Below are 19,586 nucleotides of genomic sequence, written 5' to 3'. Positions count from 1 at the left end.
CCGGAGCACGGGTTATAGCGATGAGCGACAAGAAGGCCAGCAACCAGATGTGGGGCGGACGTTTTGCCTCGGGTCCGGCCGCAATCATGGAAGCGATCAACGCGTCGATCGGCTTCGACCGCAAGCTCTATGCGCAGGACATAAGCGGATCGATCGCCCATAGCGAGATGTTGGCCGAAACGGGCATTATTTCGGCGGCAGATCAAGAAAAAATCGCTCACGGGCTGAACACGATCCTGAAAGAGATCGAGGCCGGCACGTTCGAATTCTCGACCAAGCTGGAAGACATCCACATGAATGTCGAGGCCCGCCTTGCCGATCTGATCGGCCCGGCGGCGGGACGCCTGCACACCGCCCGCTCGCGCAACGACCAGGTGGCGGTCGACCTCAGGCTCTGGGTCAAGCAGGAATGCCAGCGCGTCGCCCGGGCATTGAAGGACCTGATCGCCGCGTTGCTCGAACGCGCCGAGGAACATGCGGCGACCGTCATGCCCGGCTTCACCCATATGCAGGCGGCGCAGCCGGTGACTTTCGGCCACCATTGCATGGCCTATGTCGAGATGTTCGGCCGCGACCTCGCGCGCGTCCGCGACGCCATCGAGCGCATGGACGAAAGCCCGCTCGGCGCGGCGGCGCTTGCCGGCACAAGTTTCGGCATCGACCGCCACATGACCGCGAAGGCGCTGGGTTTCCGCGAGCCGACGCGCAATTCGCTGGACAGCGTTTCGGATCGCGATTTCGCGCTCGAATTCCTGAGCCTCGCCGCGATCTGCGCGACGCATTTGTCCAGGCTCGCCGAAGAGATCATCATCTGGTCGACGCCGCAATTCGGCTTCGTCCGCCTGTCGGATTCCTTCTCCACTGGCTCCTCGATCATGCCGCAGAAGAAGAACCCGGACGCCGCCGAGCTGGTGCGCGGCAAGACCGGCCGCGTCAACGGCCATCTCGTCGGTCTGCTGACCGTGATGAAGGGCATGCCGCTGACCTATGGCAAGGACATGCAGGAAGACAAGGAAGCGGTCTTCGACGCTGCCGAGACGCTCGACCTGATGCTGGCGGCGACCGCCGGCATGGTGCGTGACATGACCGTCAGCGCCGCCGCCATGAAGAAGGCGGCCGGCGCCGGTCACGCCACCGCGACCGACCTTGCCGACTGGCTGGTGCGCAATCTCGGCCTGCCCTTCCGCGAGGCCCATCATGTCACCGGCCGCGCCGTGGCGCTTGCCGAGGAGAAGAAGGTCGGGCTGGAAAAGCTCTCGCTGGACGATCTGCGCTCGATCCATCCAGGCATCACCGACGACATCTTTTCGGTGCTTGCCGTGCAGAATTCGGTGAGGAGCCGCACAAGCTTCGGCGGCACCGCGCCGTCGGAAGTGCGAAAGCAGATCCGCTATTGGAAAAAGCGGCTCGCCAAGGCTTAATGCATGTCGCCCAGAACTGTGCAGCGGTTCTGGGACAACGACATGCATCAAAGCAATTGCCGGGATGCAAAGCGCTGAAAACTCGGCTAAAAGCGGCGTCACAAGAAACAGTTTCGAACGGATGGATCGATGACCCGTAGCAGGATTTTGGTGACGCTGGCGCTGCTGGCGGCGGTTGTCACCGTCACGGCCTGCGGCAGGAAGACCGGCCTCGACACGCCGTATGAGGCGGCGGAGCAGGCGCGCAAGGATGCGGAAAAGGCCAAGCAGCCGGTGCCGCCCGAGCCGGAAAAACCGGTCAAGGACAGGAAGTTCATCCTCGATCCCCTGCTCTAGAGCCGATGAGATCGACCCGATCTCATCGAGCTTCAACCCTCCGGAACCGAACCCCGTGAACCATTTCGACTACCGCGACGGCGTGCTCCACGCCGAGGACGTCGCCATCCCCGACATCGCAGCCGAGGTCGGCACGCCCTTCTATTGCTATTCGACGGCGACGCTGACCCGGCATTTCCGCGTCTTCAAGGAGGCCTTTTCCGGCCTCGACGCGCTGGTCTGCTACGCCATGAAGGCGAACTCCAACCAGGCCGTGCTGAGGACGCTGGCCAGGCAGGGCGCGGGCGCCGACGTGGTCTCCGAAGGCGAATTGCGCCGCGCCCTGGCCGCCGGCGTCCCGGCCAGCAAGATCCTGTTTTCCGGCGTCGGCAAGACCGCGCGCGAGATGGACTTCGCGCTTTCCGCCGGCATTCTCTGCTTCAACGTCGAATCCGAGCCGGAGCTGGAATTGCTGTCGGCGCGTGCCGTGGCCTTCGGCAAGGTGGCGCCCATCTCGCTGCGCATCAATCCGGATGTCGATGCCAGGACCCACAAGAAGATCTCGACCGGCAAGGCCGAGAACAAGTTCGGCATTCCGTGGCAGCGCGCGCGGCAGGTCTATGCCCGCGCGGCTGAACTGCCCGGGATCAGGGTGACCGGCATCGACACCCATATCGGCAGCCAGATCACCGAATTGCAGCCGTTCGACGATGCCTTCGCATTGCTGGTCGAACTGGTCGGGGCGCTGCGCGCCGACGGACATTCGATCGAGCATGTCGATCTCGGCGGCGGCCTCGGCATTCCCTACCGCGTCGACAACAGCCCGCCGCCCCTGCCCGACGCCTATGCCGAGATCGTCAGGAAGCACGTCACCAATCTTGGCCTGAAAGTGATGTTCGAGCCCGGCCGCCTGATCGTCGGCAATGCCGGCATCCTGGTGTCTGAGGTCATCTATGTGAAGGAAGGCGACGCCAAGAACTTCCTCGTCGTCGACGCCGCCATGAACGACCTGATCCGGCCGACGCTCTATGACGCCTTCCACGACATCCGGCCGGTGGTGCAGCCGCCTGCCTCCACGCCGCGCATGAAGGTCGACGTCGTCGGCCCGGTCTGCGAGACCGGCGATTTCATCGGTCTCGACCGCGACCTGCCAAGATTGAAGGCAGGCGATCTGATCGCGGTTTCCACCGCCGGCGCCTATGGCGCGGTGCAGGCCGGCACCTACAACACCAGGCTTCTGGTGCCCGAGGTGCTAGTCGACGGCGACCGTTTTCACGTCGTGCGGCCGCGCCAGACCTATGAGGACCTGATCGGACTGGATTCGGTCCCCGACTGGCTGAAATAACCGAGCGGCGCGCCTTAAGGAGCTGGCCATGCTGGAAAAAAAGACGATCACGCGCGAGCGCATCGCCGCTGTCGAACCGCGCATCCGCCCCTTTGTCCGGCACACGCCGGTGATGCGCGTCGACCTGGCGGATTTCGGCCGTCCCGCCTTTCCGGTCGATCTCAAGCTCGAATGCCTGCAGCATTCCGGGTCCTTCAAGGTGCGCGGCGCCTTCACCAACCTGCTCGAGCGCCAGGTGCCCGAGGCCGGCGTGGTCGCCGCGTCCGGCGGCAATCATGGCGCCGCCGTCGCTTATGCCGCCATGAAGCTCGGCCACAAGGCGACCATCTTCGTGCCCGAGGTCAGCCCGCCGGCGAAGCTCGCGCGCATTCGCGGCTACGGCGCCGAGTTGGTGGTCGTCGGCGCGCGTTATGCAGAGGCGCTCGCCGCCAGCGAGGATTTTGCGGCCAGGACCGGCGCCCTGCAGATCCATGCCTTCAACCAGGAGGAAACGCTGCTCGGCCAGGGCACGCTCGGCCTGGAGATCGAAGCCGACCTGCCCGAAATCGACACGCTGCTGGTCGCCGTGGGCGGCGGCGGCCTGATCGGCGGCATCGCCGCCTGGTTCTCGGGACGCATCCGCATCGTCGCCATCGAGCCCGAGGGGGCGCCGACGCTTTACCGCGCTTTGGAGGCCGGCCAGCCGGTCGATGCGCCCGCCGAAGGCATTGCCGCCGATTCGCTGGCGCCGAAGCGCGTCGGCGAAATGATGTTCCCGATCGCCGAGGCCTTCGTCGAACGCTCGATCCTGGTCAGCGACGACGACATCGTCGCGGCGCAGAAAGCGCTGTGGGACCGCGTGCGAATCATCGCCGAGCCCGGTGGCGCCGCGGCCTTCGCCGCCATGCTTTCCGGGCGCTATGTGCCGGCGGAGGGCGAGCGCGTGGCGATCCTCGTCTGCGGTTCCAACACGAATCCCGCCAATTTCTGATCATAACCCGGCCAAACCGCTTCACGTTTTTGGAACCCGCCTCGCCTTTGCCGTGTTTGCTGGTATCCTTCTGGTGATGACGTCCGGGCTATTGTGGCCGGGCAGGAAGGGCCGATGACCGAACGACCCATTTCCAGCGGCAAACGCGGCCTGGCCGGGCGCTTGGCGCTCAGCCGGTTGGCGACGCGAGCCTCGATGACCTTCGAGCGCGCCTGGCCGCTCGTGCTGCCGCTGCTGGTCGTCGCCAGCCTGTTTTTCAGCTTTTCGTGGTTCGGCCTTTTCCCGCGCCTGCCGGACTCGGCGCGCATCGGCCTTCTGATCCTGTTCGCGCTGGCGGCGGTCGCGGCGCTCTATCCGCTGCGTTTCTTCCGCATGCCCTCGGCCGCCGAGGTCGACAGGCGCATCGAGGCGGCGAACGAATTGCTGCACAGCCCGGTGCAGGTGCAGACCGACCGGCCAAGCGGCGCCGACAGCATCTTCTCGCAGGCGCTGTGGCGCGAGCACCAGAAGCGCATGGCCGAGCGGCTTTCGAGCCTCGGCGCCGACCGGCCGCGCACCGGCGTGCCGGACCATGACCGCTGGGGCCTGCGCGCCGTGGCGGGGCTGCTGTTCGTCACGGCTTTGGCCTTCTCCTTCGGACCCTTTGGCGGCAGGATCAGCGACGCTTTTGTCGCCCGCGCCGCGCACGACGCCGTGCCGCCGCGCATCGACGCCTGGGTGACGCCGCCCGCCTATACCGGCAAGGCGCCGCTGTTCCTGACCGCCGATGCCAACCAGGCCGTCCAGACCTTTTCCGTTCCGCAAGGCAGCGACGTTTCGCTGCGCGTCACTGGCGGCTCGGGCGAGGAAACGCTGAGCTATGCCGATCAAGGCGGCAATGACCGCGCCATCGAGCCCGCGGCGCCCCCCGGAGCAGCCGAGGGGACCGCGCCCGCCGCCGCCAGCCAGACGGCGCCAAAGGTGCGACAGTTCTCCGGCAAGCTGAACACCAACGGCACGCTGACGCTGAAATCCGGCGAGGGCGATCTCGGCCATTGGGCCTTTGCCGTCATTCCCGACAAGCCGCCGACGATCCGCTTCGTCGGCGAGCCGAAGCGCGCGGTCAACGGCGCCATCGAGCTGAGCTACCAGATCGACGACGACTACGGCGCCGCCTCCGCCAAGGCCGTTTTCGAGCCGTCGAACCCGCCGGCCGCCAACGCCCATCCGCTCTACGGCGCGCCCGACATGCCGCTGACGCTGCCGCGCCGCGGCGGCAAGGCGAACGCGGCCAAGACGACCAAGGACCTGACCGAGCATGTCTGGGCCGGCACCAACATCAAGCTGACGCTGAGCGTCACCGACGATGCCGGCCACACCGCGACCAGCGAAACCAAGACAATGGTGATGCCGGAGCGGCCTTTCGCCAATCCGCTCGCCCGCGCGGTGATCGAGCAGCGCCGGCTGCTGGCGCTCGACACCAATGCCAAGCCGCGCGTCCTCGACCTGATGGACGCGATCACGCTGCGTCCCGAGGACACGTTCGACAACATGTCGAACTATCTCGCCATCATGAGCGCGAGGAGCCGGCTGAAGCTCTCCGAGAGCGACGACCAGCTGCGCAACGTCGTGTCCTATCTGTGGGAGATCGCGCTCGGCATCGAGGAAGGCAATCTGTCGGCCGCCGAGCGGCGGCTGCGCCAGGCGCAGCAGGCGTTGCAGGATGCCATCAAGAACGGCGCCAGCGATCAGGAGATCGAGAAGGCGATGAAGGAACTGCGCGAGGCGATGAACCAGTTCCTGCAGGAATTCGCCCAGCGCGCGCAACAGAACCCGAACGCGCCGCAGATGCAGCAGAACGGCCGCGAGCTGCGCCAGAGCGATATCGACCGCATGATGGACCAGATCGAGAATCTGGCCAAATCGGGCGATCGCGACAAGGCCCAGCAGCTTCTCTCCGAGCTGCAGGACATGATGAACAACCTGCAGGCCGGCCGCCAGCAGCAGGGCGGCGAGCAGGACAGCGAGCTGCGACAGCAGATGGACAAGCTCGGCGACATCATGCGCCGCCAGCAGGAAATGATGAACGACACCTTCCGGCTGGACCAGATGCAGCGCGGGCAGCGTGGCGAAGGCGGCGAGCAACAGCAGCTTGGCGAGGACGGCGAACAGGGCCAGTTCGACGACCAGCAGCAGCGGCCCGGCCCCGGCCAGGACCGCGATCCGCTCGGACGTCCGAAAATGTCGCCGAAGGATTTGGCCGATGCGCTGAAGCAGTTGCAGGAAGGCCAGGGCCAGCTGCAGAGCGAGCTCGACCAGCTGAAGAAGGGACTCGAGGGCATGGGCATGGAGCCCAATGAGGGCTTCGGCGAGGCCGGCAAATCGATGGGCAATGCCGAACAATCGCTGGGCCAAGGCGACGGCGACCAGGCCGTCGGCCACCAGGGCCGCGCGCTGGAAGCGCTGCGCCGTGGCGCCAAGGACATGATGAAACAGATGCAGGCCATGCAGGGCGATCAGGGCGGCAGCGAACAGGGCGGCCGCCAGCAGGACGCCGACCGCGATCCGCTGGGGCGGCCGCGCGCCACCAACGGCCCCGATGACGGCACCTCGGTCAAGGTTCCCGACGAGATCGACGTGCAGCGCGCGCGCCAGATCCTCGACGCGATCCGCAAGCGGCTTGGCAATGCGCTCAGCCCCGATATCGAGCGCAGCTATCTCGAGCGGCTGCTGGAGCTGAAGTAAGCTCGCTACGCCTTTCGGATTTCCGTCACCTACGCCGAAACTTGGATCCGTCACCCCGATCCTGCGCATGTTCGACATCGCCAAGGCGCGCGAATTCTATCGGCAAACCGCTCCAAACCGGACACAGTTGCAGAATTCAAAGACCGGCCGGTATCTGCCGGGTCAGCATGAAGGCCTCGCGGATCGCATTCTCCATGCCGTCGATCGCCTCGCCGGTCGCCAGCGGATTGCGGTGCAGGACCACGTTGGAGGAATCGATGTCGCCGAAGCCGTCGGCGACCGTCAGCTCGCGGCAATCGTCCGGGATGTTGCTGCGCGAGATCGGCGCGATCGCTAGGCCGGAAGTGACGGCGAGCGTCAGGCCGCCATTGGTGTCGCTCGTATAAGCGACCCGGTAGTCGAGGCCGCGCTGCTGCAGCGACTTGATGGCGAAGTCGCGGCACCAGCCGTTGCGGCTGTAAAGCGCGATCGGCACCGGCCGTTCCTCATGCATGTGGTGCAGCGTCGACGTCACCCACACCGTGGGGTCGTGCATCAGCACCTCGCCGCCGGAAGAGCCCTCCCATTCGAACACCACCGCGAGATCGAGCTCGCCCGCCGCGAGCGCCCTCACCTGCGAATCAGAATGCGCGTAGCGCACCGTGACCTCGACGCGCGGATGGCGCTTGGCGAATTCGCCGAGTGCCCGCGACAGGATCGACCGGCCATATTCGGCCGGGATGCCAATGCGCACCAGCCCGCCGAGCGGCGGCGCCACCAGCGAGGCGGCCGTCTCGTCGAGCAGCGAGACGATCCGCCGGGCGTTCGAGATCAATTCGCTGCCGCGGCGTGTCAACGCCACGCCGCGCGAGCCGCGCTCGAACAGATCGTCGCCGACCATGTCCTCCAGCTTCTTCATCTGCATCGACACGGCTGATTGCGTGCGCCCGGCTTTCTCCGCCGCGCGGGTGAAATTGCCGGTTTCGGCCACCGCCACGAAAGTGCGCAGGAGGTCGCTGTCGAGCACGGGTTTCATCGATTTCCGCCATAAGAAAATTTGATTGCTGGCATCATTCCAATTCGTTTGCAAGATGTCAAACGCCGCAGGATAGTCGCCATACCCATTGGATATGCGACCGCGAAATCGGCCGCGGACCAATCGAAGAGTCCTCACTCGTACCCGCTGCCTGAAAATGGTAGCGGGTTCTTTTTACGAGCATGATGCCGAAAAGTGGGAACCGGTTTTCGGACAAGATCATGCTCAAACGACAACAGTTGGAGCAGGATGGCGGTTCAACGAAGCGTCATCCTGCTCTACGAGCAATTCCAGGAAAAGTGTCCAGCGGTTTTCCGTCCGGAATTGTTTGAATTGAATAACCAACGGCTCGCGGGGGGCCGACATTGATGCAGAACCGGATGGTGCTAGGCATTCTGAGCCTCTGCCTCGGCGTGCTGGTCTTTTCGCTGCAGGATCCGCTGGTGAAGGCGGTGTCGAGCGGCTATCCGGTGACCGAGGTGATGGCGATCCGCGCCATCGTCGCGCTGCCGATCCTGATCGTGCTCGTCCAGGCCGATGTCGGCCTGAAGGCGGTACTGTCGAAGCGCTTCGGCATGCTGACGCTGCGCGCCTTCATCCAGTTCTCGTCCTACACGGTCTATTATCTGGCGATCGCCGCCCTGCCTCTGGCCGACGCGGTGGCGCTCTATTTCATGGCGCCGCTGTTCATCATGGCGATGGCCGGTCCGTATCTCGGCGAGCGCGTCTCCTGGAAGACGCTGGCGACCGTGCTGATCGGCCTGGTCGGCGTGCTGGTGATGGTGCGTCCAGGCGCCGGCGTGTTCGACTGGGCGGCGCTGCTGTCGCTGGGCTCGGCCTTCCTCTACGGCTTTTCGCAGTTGATGGCGCGCCGCATCGGCGACACCGAATCATCGACTGTGATGGCCTTCTACCAGAACGGCGCCTACCTCAGCGGCGCCATTGCCGTCGCGGCCGTCTTTCATCTCGCCGGTATCACCCACGCGGCGCATCCGAGCGTCGAGTTCCTGGTGCGGCCATGGGTGTGGCCGACGATGCCGGATTTCCTCAAGATGGCCGCCTGCGGCTTCGTCGCTTCCGCCGGCATGATCCTGCTGTCGCAGGCCTACCGCATGGCGCCGGCCAACCGCGTCGCCACGTTCGAATACACCGGCATTCTCTGGTCGCCGCTGTGGGGCTTCCTGTTCTTCGCCGAGGTGCCGCGCGAAACGACCGTGCTCGGCGCGGCGCTGATCATCGGCGCCGGCCTGCTTGCGCTCGGCGGCGGACGTCGGCGAAGGGCCGCGCCGGCGGCCGGCGCGGTCTCAAGCGAAGCAGCTTAATGCCTTGCCGACACGGGCGCGGATCTCGGCCAGCGTGAACGGCTTTTGCACGACATCGAGGATGATGCCGTTGAGTTCCTCGGCGCGCTCGCGCTGATCGGCATAGCCGGTCATCAGCACGATCCTCATCGTCGGGAATTCTCTCGCGGCCGCCGTCGCCATCTCGATGCCGTCCATCTCCGGCATGCGGATGTCGGACACCACCAGATCGTAGCCGCCACGGGCCTGCCGGATCATGTCCAGGCCCTGCGCCCCGTCGGTGGCAATGGTGACATTGTGGCCGTCGCGCTCCAGGGCACGGGCGGCGAGGGTGCGGACGGACTCATCGTCCTCGACGATCAGAAGCTTTGCCATGCCGAGATAGATGCCGCCGAAACGTTGACGTTTTCTGAAAATTCTAACGAACGGCGGCTTTTCGGAACGACTCCTGCGCCTCCTCAGGCGTCGCCCTTGACCACTCCGACAAACGGCAGTTCGCGGAAGGCATGGGCGACATCCATGCCGTAGCCGACGACGAAATAGTCCGGGCAGTCGAAGCCGACATAGTCGGCGTTGAGCGAGGTCTGGCGGCGCATGCGCTTGTCGAGCAGCACGGCAATGGCGCAGCTCTTGGCGCCGCGCGAAAGCATCAGGTCGCGGGTGAACGAAAGCGTCTTGCCGGATTCCAGTATGTCGTCGATCAACAGCACATCGCGGCCGGCGACCTCATTGTCGATGTCGCGCAGCACCCTGACCTCGCCGCTCGTGGTGCCGGCGCCGTAGCTGGAAATGAAGATGAACTCGACTTCCGGCGACAGGCCGACATCGTGCATGGCGCGGATGAGATCGGCGGCGAAGACGAACGAGCCCTTGAGGATCGAGATCACCAGCAGGTCGTGATAGTCGCGCCCGGCGATTTCCTTGGCGAGCTCGAGATTGCGGCGCGCGATCGCCGACGCCGAAAACAGGACCTCAATGTCCTTGCCACGCACAACTGGCATAGTTTTTCCTTCAAAAATCGGCGTACGTGAGCACCGACCTGCGCCGGCCGTAGCCTCAATTTAACTGCTACGCCACTCCTAAGTGCTTCGGCCGGCGAAGGCCGGAAGCGCAGGAAGCCGCTATTTGCAGGCCGGCCTCACCTGAATATCGACCCGTCTAGCCGGCGAAGATTACGGAGACGGTTCTTACGCCGTCTTTAGGCACATCGAAGCGGCTGGAAAAGCCGAATCTTTCGCCGGGCGCCAGCGAGCGGTTGGATGTCCCCAGCCTGTAGCGGATGATGTTGGAATTGTTGTCGGTGACGCGGATTTCGAGCGGCGGCAGCGTTTGCGGCCTCGTCCCGTCATTGGCCGCCTCGCCATCCACGAACAGCACCGGCTTCAAGCCCGATTCATCGATGCGCGACGTTACGCCGGAAATGGTGAGCGCGCTTGCCGGCGCCGCGGCTGCCCAAAAGGGGCTCTGCCGGACCAGCGCATGACCGCCCGACACCCAGAAGGAGATCAGCGCTATGCCGACGCCGGCAATCCAGAACGTCGGGCCGCCGCGCGAGGATCGCGACGGCGCGGCTTCCGGTTTGCGCAGCATGCCCATGCCTTTGATCGGCGGCGTCGGAGGGATCTGCGGCGGGGGCGCCGACGGCGCCGCGGCAAAACGCGGCAGCACCACATAATCGGCATCGACGATATCGGCTGCATCGAACATGACGCGCTCCGGCGCGGCATTTGTTGCCGTGCCGGTCATGATTTCGCCGGAAACAGGGCGCGCGGTTCTCTCGTCAGCCATTACGGCACCAGTGCAGTCTTCGTTTCTTTTGCGTAAACGGAATTGGTTAACGCTTCCCCACCGGAATGGCTTTGATGCGCGCTGAACGTTGCAAAATTAACCGCCGGTTAACCATGCCGGCCGATGGTCTGTTAAAGTAGATTGTGGCGCGTCGCCGCCGAAAGTTTCAGGTCGCCGAACGTGATCCGCTTCGAAAATGTCGGCCTCCGCTATGGCATGGGTCCGGAGATCCTCCGCGACATCTCCCTGCACATTCCGGAGCGCTCCTTTCAGTTCCTGAGCGGCCCCTCGGGTGCCGGCAAGACGACCTTGCTGCGCCTTTTGTTCATGTCGCTGAAGCCGACGCGCGGCCTGATCACCATCTTCGGCAAGGACCGCTCGCGCATCCCGCGCGGCGAACTGCCGCTGCTGCGCCGCCGCATCGGCGTGGTGTTCCAGGATTTCCGCCTGCTCGACCACATGACCACCTACGAGAATGTCGCGCTGCCGTTGCGCGTGCGCGGGCGCGAGGAAGCGAGCTATCGCACCGACGTGACCGAGCTTCTGAAGTGGGTCGGCCTCGGCGACCGCATGCATGTCCTGCCGCCGGTGCTTTCGGGCGGCGAGAAGCAGCGCGCCGCGATTGCCCGGGCCTTGATCGAGCAGCCGGAGATCCTGCTTGCCGACGAGCCTACCGGCAATGTCGATCCGCCGCTGGCGCGTCGGCTGCTCAGGCTGTTCATCGAGCTTAACCGGCTGGGCACAGCCGTGGTCATCGCCACCCACGACCTCGGCCTGATGGAGCAGGTCGATGCGCGCCGCATGATTCTGGCCGGCGGAAGGCTGGACGTCTATGACTGACTTTCCGGCCGATCGCCTGCAGGATGAAGCCGACGCCGAGGCGCCGGTGACGGTCCGGCGTGTGCAGCGCAAGACGGCGCCGATCGTGCCGGCGCAGAACATCGCCGGGCGGGCGCTGGTGCTGGTCATCGCCATCATGACCTTCCTGTCCTGCCTCACCTTCGGCGCGGTGACGCTGGTGCGCGATACCGCCTCCGTCTGGGAGAACCAGATCTCGCGCGAGGCGACGATCCAGATCAAGCCGGCCGACGGCCTCGACATGGAGGCGGCCCTTGCGCAGGCCTCGCAGATCGCCGGCGAGTTCCCCGGCGTGAAGGGCACCAGGATCATCGACCGCGAGGCGACGGCGCGCCTTCTGGAGCCATGGCTGGGCAGCGGCCTCAACATCGATGAACTGCCGGTGCCGCGCCTTATCATCGTCACCATCGACGAGGCCAGCCCGCCGGACTTTGCCGCCATGCGCGCCGCCATCACACCCAAGATCCCGACCGCCGCGCTCGACGATCATCGTACCTGGGTCGACCGTCTGGTCGCCATGGCGCACACGACGGTGACGATCGGCATCGCCGTGCTGGTGCTGATGCTGTCGGCGACCGTGCTGACGGTGGTGTTCGCAACACGCGGCGCCATGGCCGGCAATGGCCATATCATCGAGGTGCTGCATTTCGTCGGCGCCGAGGCGCGCTTCATCGCGCGCGAATTCCGCTGGCACTTCCTGGTCACCGGCATGAAGGGCGCGGCTGCCGGCGGCGCTCTGGCGATCGCCGTCTTCATCGTCTTTTCCTGGTGGTCGTCGCGCAACATGGCCACGCCCCAGGCCGACCAGGCGACCGCTTTGTTCGGCAATTTCGCCATCGGTTCCGCCGGCTATTTCGGCGTCGGCCTGATGGTGCTGGTGATCGGCGCGCTGACAGCGGCGACCTCGCACGCGACCGTCGTCACCTATCTCAGCGACATCGAGGTTCGCCAACCGGATGCGGGCTGACCCATGAGTTCAGACCGAAAATCGGCGCAAAGCGTTATATCCAAACAGGACAACGATCACAGATGAGACACTTGCCGTAACGCAATGTGCGCCGTCTTACCTATCAAAGGCCGCATTTCGGAGTTAACCATGGGATGCTTTCGGGATTAACCTGGGGATGATGGAAGCGCGGGAGTCGATCGGGACAACTGGACGGATGCCGGTGGTGCATGCACGCGCCGCTGCTTCCGCCACGTGCGGCCGTTTGAGGTTTGCCCTGCGCGTCTGCGGTTTCATCGTTCTCGCCGCGCTGGTGCTTTTTGCCGGCGGCTTCGGCTGGTTCGCCGACAAGGTCAGCCACATGACCACCCCGCTCAACCCGGCCAGGGCCGACGCCATCATCGTGCTCACCGGCGGTCAGTCGCGGCTCGACGCGGCGATGGACCTGCTGGCCTCCGGCAAAGGCGAACGCCTGCTGATCAGCGGCGTCCATCCATCGGCCACCAAGCGCCAGCTGCAGGCGGCAATGGGCGGCGACAAGCAGCTCTTCTCCTGCTGCGTCGATATCGACCGCGCCGCGCTCGACACCATCGGCAATGCCGAGGAAAGCGCCAAATGGGTGGAGAACCACGCCTATGGCAGCATCATCATCGTCACCAACAATTACCACATGCCGCGCAGCCTGCTCGAAATGGGCCGGCTGCTGCATGGCGCGCGCCTCGAGCCCTATCCGGTGGTCAACACCAATCTCGGCAATGGCGGCTGGCTGACCAAGCCGGAAGCACTGCGCGTGCTGGTGACCGAATACAGCAAATATGTACTGTCGCTGGCGCGCGGCTTCCTGCCGCTCCGCGCGGCGCCCGAGGGCGTCACGCTGGCGGAAGCATCGACTGTGGCGAAGAACTAAACCTTAGCCGCCGCATTCTCGCGCAGGCGCGCAATCTCCTGCTCCAGGCTTGCGATGCGCCGGTCGCGCTCGGCCAGCGCCGCCGCGACATCCGCCGCCTCGAAACGCTGCGGGATGTGCTGCGGGCAATTGGCGTCCCAGGCCGTGACCGTGAACAGGATCGCCTGCTCCGGCCGCGCCTTGTAATCCGACGGCATCAGCCTCGCGGTCAGCTCCGGGTCATTTTCGACGACACCCGCCCTGCCCCAGATCTTGATGCGCTGCCTGAGCATGTAGTCGATCAGGAACAGGAAAGCCTGGTCGTTGTCCTCGAGATTGCCCTGGGTGATGAACTGCCGGTTGCCGGAAAAGTCGGCAAAGCCGATCCTGTGCTCGTCGAGCACCTTGAGGAAGCCAGCAGGCCCGCCGCGATGCTGGATGTAGGGCTGGCCTTCGGCGTTTGCCGTCGCCAGGAACACGCTGGTCTGCGCTTCGATGAAGGCGGCGAGGTCGGCAGTGATCGTCGCCCGCCAGCCGCCGCGCTGCTCGACGCGCGCATAGGAGTCGCGTGACCCCTTGCGGGACTGGATGGCCTTGACGGTCGGCGTGAAGGCGACGTCGCTGGTGAATTCATTCATGCTGGCGCTCCTCAGACAGGATCGCACATCAATTAGCCACTTTCGAAAATCGGATGTAGAGGGCATATTCGCAATCTATCTTTCCAGATTTCGGAAGAATAATGGATCGCCTCGACGCCATGTCCCTGTTCGTCGCCACGGTTGAGGCCGGCAGCCTGTCCGCCGCGGCGCGCCGCGCCGGGGTGCCGCTGCCGACCGTCAGCCGCAAGCTCTCCGAACTGGAGAAGCACTTAGGGACGCGCCTGCTCAACCGCTCGACGCGGCGACTGACGCTGACCGATCCCGGCCAGTCATATCTCATCGCCTGCCGCCGCATTCTCGACGAGGTGAGCGAGGCCGAGCGCTCTGCTGCCGGCGAATACCTCAATCCAACCGGTGAGTTGGCCATCACCGCGCCGGTCGTCTTCGGCCGCTTGCACGTGCTGCCGGTAATCACCGGCTTTCTCGCCGTCTATCCGCAAGTGGACGTCCGCCTGACCTTGTCGGACCGGATCACCCAACTGGCCGAGGAGCATATCGATCTGGCGGTGCGCATCAGCGAGCTGCCGGATTCGGCCATGGTTGCAATCCGCGTCGGCTCGATCCGCCGCATCGTCTGCGCAAGTCCCGCCTATCTCGCCCTACATGGCACGCCGGAGAAACCATCAGAGCTCGCGGGCTACAACTGCGTCACCTTCGAAGGTCTCGCCGCGCCCGCGACCTGGACTTTCGGCACGGGCAAGACGGAGATCGTGGTGCCGGTCCGCTCGCGGCTGCAGGTCAACACCGCCGAGGCGGCGATCGATGCCGCGATTGCAGGCTTGGGCCTGACCAGGGTTCTGTCCTACCAGGCCGACGCTGCCGTGCGCGCCGGCGCGCTGCGGGTGGTGCTGGAGCCGTTCGAGCCGCCGCCCTGGCCAGTCAGCCTCGTTCATGCCGGCCAGGGCCGGCTGCCGGTGAAGCTGCGCGCCTTCCTCGATTTTGCGGCACCGCGCCTGAAGGAGCGGCTGGCGCGGTCGCTTTAAGCAATTCCAGGAAAAATGCATCGCGGTTTGGTTCGGCGACTTCGCCGTAACCCTCCGTCCGGAATTGCGGCAAACAAGAGTGGCCGGCATTCGACCCCCGTGCCGTTTCCTTTTTGCCGCCGCTTGGTGTAACCAACGCACACTTCCTCACGGGCCCCTTGCATGCTCATCATCCGCTCGCTGGCGTTCAACCTCGTCTTCTATCTCAACCTGATCGTCCAGATGATCTTCTGGACGCCCTATTATTTCCTGTCGCCGCGCCACCGCGCCTGGTTCGTGCCGAAATTCTGGTCGCGCACCTCGATGTGGCTCTATGACAAGATCGCCGCGACGACGAGTGAGATCACGGGTGTCGAGAACCTGCCCGAAGGCTCCTTCATCCTGGCGCCGAAGCACCAGTCCTTCTGGGACGCGATCGCCTTCTTCCCCCATCTCGACGATGCCCTCTACATCCTGAAGCGCGAGCTGACCTGGATCCCCTTCTTCGGCTGGTACATCATGAAGATGCGCATGATCCCGGTCGATCGGGGCAGCCGCTCGAAGGCGCTGAAGGCGGTCGTTGCCGCCACCAGGCAGGAAATGGATCGCAATCCGCGCCAGCTCATCATCTACCCCGAAGGCACGCGCCGCCCGCCGGGCGCCGAGCCGTCCTACAAATACGGCATTGTCGAGATCTATTCGCAACTGGGCGTGCCGGTGGTGCCGGTCGCCCATGTCGCCGGCCTCTACTGGCCGCGCCGCAAGTTCCTGCGCTATCCCGGCACCATCAAGGCCCGCTTCCTGCCGCCGATCCCGCCCGGTCTCGGCAGGGACGAATTCATGCAGCGGCTGATCGGCGAGACCGAAGCCGCCTGCGACCAGATGCTCGTCGAGGCGGCGCAAGCGCCGAACCCGCCGCCCATGCCGCCGACGGCGCTGAAGCGGCTGGCGGAGCTCGGCGCGACCGCCAAGACCTGATCGGCTACCGCAACGCCGCCAGCGCGGTCGTCAGCACGAGCGTGGCGGCAAACGCCAGATTGATGATCCGCGAGGCCAGCGGATGGCGCAGGAAGCGCGCGAAAGCCGTTCCGGCAAGCAGCCACGCCACATGGATCGCGACGATCATCGCGGCAAGCACCACTAGCCTGGTGGAGACGCCGAGCGTATCGGCCCGCGACGCTGCGCCGGCGAACACGGCGCCGATCGCCACATAGGCTTTCGGATTGGCGATGGCGAGCATGAAGCCGCCGACAAAATCAGGTTTCGTCGCCATGCTGCCGCGCTCGGCCAATGGCGGCGCGGTCGCGATCTTGAAAGCGAGATAAAGGATGTAGGCCGCCGAGGCGGTCGCCAGCACCGGCGCCAGAACCGGCAGCGAGGTCAGCATGCCGAAAATCCCGGCCGCCACCGCCAGAAGCACGGCGATCGTGCCGAGCGCCACGCCAGACGTGTAACGCAGGGAAGGGCGCAGGCCGAACGCCGCGCCAATGGCGGTGACGCTGATCGTCGCCGGTCCCGGACTGCCCATCACGACCGTCGCGGCCACGATAAGCGCCACCACTTGCTGCCAGGGCTGCGCTTCGCCCAAGATGCCGTCGGCCATGCCGTACCTCCTCCTGCCGCGATGCGACAGGATTTACGAGGGATCGTCATGGCCGTCTTGGACGATCGTGCGAATGCTATGAGCTGGCGCGGTCCAGCGCCCCGATATCGTCGGCTGAAAGCTTGAGCGACGCGGCGCGGATCAGACTGTCCATCTGGGCGGGCGTCGTGGCGCTGGCGATCGGCGCGGTGACGCCCGGTCGCGCGATGATCCAGGCCAGCGCCACTTCCGCCTGCTTGGCCGAATGGCGCTCGGCCACGGCATCGAGGGCGGAAAGGATGCGCATGCCGCGCTCGTTGAGGTAGCCGGCAACGCCCTCGCCGCGCGCGCTTTTCCCGAGATCGGCCTTGCTGCGGTATTTGCCGCTCAAAAATCCTTTGGCCAGGCTGAAATAGGTGATGACGCCGATATCCTCTGCCTTGCAGAGGTCGAGCAGCGGTCCGTCGAGCGACGAGCGGTCGTACAAATTGTATTCAGGCTGCAGCACCTCGTAGCGCGGCAGGCTGCGCAGGCTGGCGACGTCGAGCGCCGCGCGCAACTGCCCGGCATCGAGATTGGAACAGCCGGCATAGCGGATCTTGCCCTTTTCGAGCAGGCGCTGATAGGCGCCGAGCGTTTCCTCGTAAGGCGTCGCCGGATCCGGCCAATGCGACAGATAGAGGTCGATGACATCGACCTGAAGCCGCTTCAGTGACGCGTCGACCGCCTTTTCGATATAGGCGGCGGAGAGGTCCTTCTTGCCTTGCCCCATGTCGGAGCCGACCTTGGTGATGACGACGACATGATCGCGGTTGCCGCGGCTTTTCATCCAGTTGCCGATGATGGTTTCCGATTCGCCGCCCTTGTTGCCCGGAACCCAGCGCGAATAGGCATCGGCCGTATCGACGGCATTCAGGCCGGCGCCCACGAACCGGTCGAGCAGGTCGAAGGAGGTCTTCTCGTCGGCGGTCCAGCCGAAGACGTTGCCGCCCAGGACCAGCGGCGCGATGGAAAGGTCGGTGCGACCGAGACGGCGTTTCTGCAAGACTGATCTCCGTGATGCTGGAAAGGGCTTGATGCCCAAGGATGGGGTTGCCGCTAAGCTAGGTCGTGCCCGGCGGAGGTCAAAGGCATGGTTTTGCTTTTTGATCGGACCAGACCCTCACGAACGCGCGATCTGCCGACCCACCTCCTCCAGCCAGTGATCGCGGATGCCGAGCGCCTTGAGATGCTCGAGCGTGCTCAAGACATAGTCCTCGTTCCGGCCTGACTGGCCGACGGCGCCGCGAACGACCTCTGCGGCGTGATCGGCATCGAGCCCGCCGGCATATTGCTCATGCTCCCGGTCGACAGTGTAGGCGACCGCCTCGACCGAACCGCCGCCATCCAGCCGGACATCGAGCATGCGTTCGAGATAGACGCTGGTCACCAGCTCACGTTCGCGCAGGTAGGAAAGCACCTCGTCGCGCAAATTGCCGGGAACACGGTATGCCAGGCCGATGCAGGAGCCGCCCCGGTCGAGGCCGAGCACCAGGCCCGGCCGGGTGCGTGTGCCGCGATGCACGAAGGAATAGACGCAAAGCGAGCGGCGATAGCCGTAAAGCCGGGCGCGGCGCGTCTCGACATGGGCAAATCCGGGCCGCCAGATCAGCGACCCATAGCCAAAAACCCAAAAATCGCCCATATCGCCAAGCCTGATCGCATTCGAGTGAACGACACCGCACCGCCAAGGTGCTTCTTCTGTCCCCCGCTTGTTTGCGTGAGAGTGAATGCCCGCTCGCTGGATGAGGGGTTAACGAGAGCCGCAGCATGACGTCAAGTGACGAGCGATCGCCCAAACCTCGCCGCCGGCTGTTCTGGCTTGCCGCGTTCATCCTTGTGCTATTCGCCATTTACAGCGGCGGCTGGTTCTATCTCGCCGACAGGCTCAAGGCCGAGGCTGACCAGACGGTGGCGAGGCTGGGCAGCGAGGGGATCGCCGCCGGCTGCGCCAACCTCGCCGTCAGCGGCTATCCGATGAGCTTCACGGTCTCCTGCGACAACCTCGCCTATGAGGACGACGCCCGGAAGGTCGCCGCCTCCACCGGAAGCTTCAATGCCGTCGCCGGGATCACCGGGCCTTTGTCGCCGGTCGCCGACCTGCGCGGGCCGCTGCGGACGATGGCGCCCGGCATGCCGCCGCTCTGGATCGACTGGGACCAGTTGCAGGCCAATGTCAAAGTGTGGTGGCCGCTGCCACGGAGCGTTTCGCTGCAGGCTGAAGGCTTGAACGGTCAGACCGATCCGCAGGACGACACAGACCCGATGCAGTTGTTCAGCGCCGGCAAAGCGGCCGGCCAGTTGCAGCCGGCCGGCCAGGACATCAACTATGTCGGCAGCTTCGGCGATCTGGAGATCAATGCGGATGCCATCGACGGACGCGTGCTGCCGGCGTTGGACGGCAGTGGCGACGTAATGCTGAAGAACGGCGTGGCGCTGATCGCCGCGCCGCCGAAAAGCCTGCGCGGCCAGTCGATCGACATCGCCAAGCTCGACCTGTCGTCGGGAACCGCGCGCATCACCGTGTCCGGGCCGGTCTCCGTCGACGCGGAAGGCCTGATCGACGCAAGCCTGACGATCAAGCTCAAGGACCCCAAGGCGGTGGCGGCCATCCTTGGCGGTGCCATGCCGGAGCACAAAAGCGAAATCGACCAGGGCTTTGCCGCCATTGCCATGCTTGGCAAGGAACCGTCCTTGCCGCTCAAGATCGTCAAGGGCAAGGCCTCGCTGGGCTTCATCCCGCTTGGCAAGATCAAGCCGTTAGAGTAGCGCAGC

20 protein-coding genes are annotated in these 19,586 nt (G+C 65.1%); 12 read left to right on the top strand and 8 right to left on the bottom strand.

Annotated features, from left to right (window positions below; translation table 11 throughout):
• The first annotated feature begins 20 nt into the window (after positions 1-20).
• The 5 genes from argH to FJ414_RS15205 all read left to right on the top strand — a co-directional run bounded on the left by argH (position 21) and on the right by FJ414_RS15205 (position 6,775).
• Positions 21-1,421, top strand: a complete 1,401-nt coding sequence (gene argH / locus FJ414_RS15225; RefSeq protein WP_140645193.1) for an argininosuccinate lyase — start codon at positions 21-23, stop codon at positions 1,419-1,421.
• Between the two features lie 129 nt (positions 1,422-1,550).
• Complete coding sequence (locus FJ414_RS15220; RefSeq protein ID WP_127253283.1) at positions 1,551-1,757, top strand: lipoprotein; 207 nt, start codon at positions 1,551-1,553, stop codon at positions 1,755-1,757.
• Between the two features lie 55 nt (positions 1,758-1,812).
• Entirely contained in the window at positions 1,813-3,081 is a 1,269-nt protein-coding gene (gene lysA, locus FJ414_RS15215; RefSeq protein WP_140645192.1) for a diaminopimelate decarboxylase, read from the top strand.
• 28 nt (positions 3,082-3,109) lie between these two features.
• On the top strand, positions 3,110-4,051 hold the full coding sequence (locus tag FJ414_RS15210; protein ID WP_140645191.1) for a threonine/serine dehydratase: 942 nt from the start codon (positions 3,110-3,112) through the stop codon (positions 4,049-4,051).
• Between the two features lie 114 nt (positions 4,052-4,165).
• Positions 4,166-6,775, top strand: a complete 2,610-nt coding sequence (locus tag FJ414_RS15205) for a TIGR02302 family protein (protein WP_140645190.1) — start codon at positions 4,166-4,168, stop codon at positions 6,773-6,775.
• Between the two features lie 136 nt (positions 6,776-6,911).
• Here FJ414_RS15205 and FJ414_RS15200 read toward each other — a convergent pair whose 3' ends face one another.
• Positions 6,912-7,790: a LysR family transcriptional regulator gene (locus FJ414_RS15200; protein WP_140645189.1), complete on the bottom strand. Its 879-nt coding sequence runs from the start codon at positions 7,788-7,790 to the stop codon at positions 6,912-6,914.
• Positions 7,791-8,158: 368 nt separating this feature from the next.
• Here FJ414_RS15200 and FJ414_RS15195 point away from each other — a divergent pair, with 368 nt between their 5' ends.
• On the top strand, positions 8,159-9,112 hold the full coding sequence (locus FJ414_RS15195; protein ID WP_140645188.1) for a DMT family transporter: 954 nt from the start codon (positions 8,159-8,161) through the stop codon (positions 9,110-9,112).
• Here FJ414_RS15195 and FJ414_RS15190 read toward each other — a convergent pair.
• The 3 genes from FJ414_RS15190 to FJ414_RS15180 all read right to left on the bottom strand — a co-directional run bounded on the left by FJ414_RS15190 (position 9,095) and on the right by FJ414_RS15180 (position 10,879).
• Positions 9,095-9,466: a response regulator gene (locus FJ414_RS15190; protein WP_140645187.1), complete on the bottom strand. Its 372-nt coding sequence runs from the start codon at positions 9,464-9,466 to the stop codon at positions 9,095-9,097. The genes FJ414_RS15195 and FJ414_RS15190 overlap by 18 nt on opposite strands.
• 83 nt (positions 9,467-9,549) lie before the next feature.
• Positions 9,550-10,092, bottom strand: coding sequence for a hypoxanthine phosphoribosyltransferase (gene hpt / locus FJ414_RS15185; protein WP_027167478.1), 543 nt, complete (start codon positions 10,090-10,092; stop codon positions 9,550-9,552).
• Positions 10,093-10,249: 157 nt separating this feature from the next.
• On the bottom strand, positions 10,250-10,879 hold the full coding sequence (locus FJ414_RS15180) for a hypothetical protein (protein WP_140645186.1): 630 nt from the start codon (positions 10,877-10,879) through the stop codon (positions 10,250-10,252).
• Between the two features lie 180 nt (positions 10,880-11,059).
• Between FJ414_RS15180 and ftsE the strand changes: the two genes are divergently transcribed.
• From ftsE to FJ414_RS15165, 3 genes are all read left to right on the top strand, one after another.
• Positions 11,060-11,719 (top strand): cell division ATP-binding protein FtsE, encoded by a 660-nt coding sequence (gene ftsE / locus FJ414_RS15175; protein ID WP_140645185.1) that lies wholly within the window; start codon positions 11,060-11,062, stop codon positions 11,717-11,719.
• Positions 11,712-12,704 (top strand): ABC transporter permease, encoded by a 993-nt coding sequence (locus FJ414_RS15170; protein WP_140645184.1) that lies wholly within the window; start codon positions 11,712-11,714, stop codon positions 12,702-12,704. The genes ftsE and FJ414_RS15170 overlap by 8 nt, the downstream gene beginning before the upstream one ends.
• Before the next feature lie 157 nt (positions 12,705-12,861).
• Positions 12,862-13,590, top strand: a complete 729-nt coding sequence (locus tag FJ414_RS15165; protein WP_140645183.1) for a YdcF family protein — start codon at positions 12,862-12,864, stop codon at positions 13,588-13,590.
• Here FJ414_RS15165 and FJ414_RS15160 read toward each other — a convergent pair.
• Positions 13,587-14,207 (bottom strand): pyridoxamine 5'-phosphate oxidase family protein, encoded by a 621-nt coding sequence (locus FJ414_RS15160; protein ID WP_140645182.1) that lies wholly within the window; start codon positions 14,205-14,207, stop codon positions 13,587-13,589. The genes FJ414_RS15165 and FJ414_RS15160 overlap by 4 nt on opposite strands.
• Before the next feature lie 101 nt (positions 14,208-14,308).
• Between FJ414_RS15160 and FJ414_RS15155 the strand changes: the two genes are divergently transcribed.
• Both FJ414_RS15155 and FJ414_RS15150 read left to right on the top strand, forming a co-directional pair.
• Positions 14,309-15,211, top strand: coding sequence for a LysR family transcriptional regulator (locus FJ414_RS15155; RefSeq protein ID WP_140645181.1), 903 nt, complete (start codon positions 14,309-14,311; stop codon positions 15,209-15,211).
• 162 nt (positions 15,212-15,373) lie between these two features.
• Positions 15,374-16,168: a 1-acyl-sn-glycerol-3-phosphate acyltransferase gene (locus FJ414_RS15150; RefSeq protein WP_140645180.1), complete on the top strand. Its 795-nt coding sequence runs from the start codon at positions 15,374-15,376 to the stop codon at positions 16,166-16,168.
• A 4-nt stretch (positions 16,169-16,172) separates the two neighbouring features.
• On the opposite strand, the gene FJ414_RS15145 is transcribed toward FJ414_RS15150, so the two are convergent.
• The 3 genes from FJ414_RS15145 to FJ414_RS15135 all read right to left on the bottom strand — a co-directional run bounded on the left by FJ414_RS15145 (position 16,173) and on the right by FJ414_RS15135 (position 18,456).
• Complete coding sequence (locus FJ414_RS15145; RefSeq protein WP_140645179.1) at positions 16,173-16,793, bottom strand: LysE family translocator; 621 nt, start codon at positions 16,791-16,793, stop codon at positions 16,173-16,175.
• A 76-nt stretch (positions 16,794-16,869) separates the two neighbouring features.
• Positions 16,870-17,817 (bottom strand): aldo/keto reductase, encoded by a 948-nt coding sequence (locus FJ414_RS15140; protein WP_140645178.1) that lies wholly within the window; start codon positions 17,815-17,817, stop codon positions 16,870-16,872.
• Positions 17,818-17,934: 117 nt separating this feature from the next.
• Positions 17,935-18,456 carry a gamma-glutamylcyclotransferase gene (locus FJ414_RS15135; protein ID WP_140645177.1) on the bottom strand — a complete coding sequence of 174 codons (522 nt, stop codon included), beginning with the start codon at positions 18,454-18,456 and terminating at the stop codon, positions 17,935-17,937.
• Between the two features lie 125 nt (positions 18,457-18,581).
• Here FJ414_RS15135 and FJ414_RS15130 point away from each other — a divergent pair, with 125 nt between their 5' ends.
• Entirely contained in the window at positions 18,582-19,580 is a 999-nt protein-coding gene (locus FJ414_RS15130) for a DUF2125 domain-containing protein (RefSeq protein ID WP_140645176.1), read from the top strand.
• Positions 19,581-19,586 lie beyond the last annotated feature (6 nt).

This window comes from Mesorhizobium sp. B3-1-6 (genome assembly GCF_006439555.1).
In the GTDB taxonomy this organism is placed as follows: domain Bacteria; phylum Pseudomonadota; class Alphaproteobacteria; order Rhizobiales; family Rhizobiaceae; genus Mesorhizobium.
This window is presented reverse-complemented; position numbering and strand designations above follow the sequence as displayed.

Excerpts from the sequence above, each read along its gene's own strand:
- FJ414_RS15220 (WP_127253283.1), top strand. The coding sequence starts at position 1,551 with ATGACCCGTAGCAGGATTTTGGTGACGCTGGCGCTGCTGGCGGCGGTT.
- FJ414_RS15180 (WP_140645186.1), bottom strand. The coding sequence starts at position 10,879 with ATGGCTGACGAGAGAACCGCGCGCCCTGTTTCCGGCGAAATCATGACC.
- argH (WP_140645193.1), top strand. The coding sequence starts at position 21 with ATGAGCGACAAGAAGGCCAGCAACCAGATGTGGGGCGGACGTTTTGCC.
- FJ414_RS15190 (WP_140645187.1), bottom strand. The coding sequence starts at position 9,466 with ATGGCAAAGCTTCTGATCGTCGAGGACGATGAGTCCGTCCGCACCCTC.
- FJ414_RS15160 (WP_140645182.1), bottom strand. The coding sequence starts at position 14,207 with ATGAATGAATTCACCAGCGACGTCGCCTTCACGCCGACCGTCAAGGCC.
- FJ414_RS15200 (WP_140645189.1), bottom strand. The coding sequence starts at position 7,790 with ATGAAACCCGTGCTCGACAGCGACCTCCTGCGCACTTTCGTGGCGGTG.
- FJ414_RS15165 (WP_140645183.1), top strand. The coding sequence starts at position 12,862 with ATGATGGAAGCGCGGGAGTCGATCGGGACAACTGGACGGATGCCGGTG.
- FJ414_RS15145 (WP_140645179.1), bottom strand. The coding sequence starts at position 16,793 with ATGGCCGACGGCATCTTGGGCGAAGCGCAGCCCTGGCAGCAAGTGGTG.
- hpt (WP_027167478.1), bottom strand. The coding sequence starts at position 10,092 with ATGCCAGTTGTGCGTGGCAAGGACATTGAGGTCCTGTTTTCGGCGTCG.
- FJ414_RS15150 (WP_140645180.1), top strand. The coding sequence starts at position 15,374 with ATGCTCATCATCCGCTCGCTGGCGTTCAACCTCGTCTTCTATCTCAAC.
- FJ414_RS15155 (WP_140645181.1), top strand. The coding sequence starts at position 14,309 with ATGGATCGCCTCGACGCCATGTCCCTGTTCGTCGCCACGGTTGAGGCC.
- FJ414_RS15195 (WP_140645188.1), top strand. The coding sequence starts at position 8,159 with ATGCAGAACCGGATGGTGCTAGGCATTCTGAGCCTCTGCCTCGGCGTG.
- FJ414_RS15205 (WP_140645190.1), top strand. The coding sequence starts at position 4,166 with ATGACCGAACGACCCATTTCCAGCGGCAAACGCGGCCTGGCCGGGCGC.
- FJ414_RS15135 (WP_140645177.1), bottom strand. The coding sequence starts at position 18,456 with ATGGGCGATTTTTGGGTTTTTGGCTATGGGTCGCTGATCTGGCGGCCC.
- FJ414_RS15130 (WP_140645176.1), top strand. The coding sequence starts at position 18,582 with ATGACGTCAAGTGACGAGCGATCGCCCAAACCTCGCCGCCGGCTGTTC.
- FJ414_RS15210 (WP_140645191.1), top strand. The coding sequence starts at position 3,110 with ATGCTGGAAAAAAAGACGATCACGCGCGAGCGCATCGCCGCTGTCGAA.
- FJ414_RS15170 (WP_140645184.1), top strand. The coding sequence starts at position 11,712 with ATGACTGACTTTCCGGCCGATCGCCTGCAGGATGAAGCCGACGCCGAG.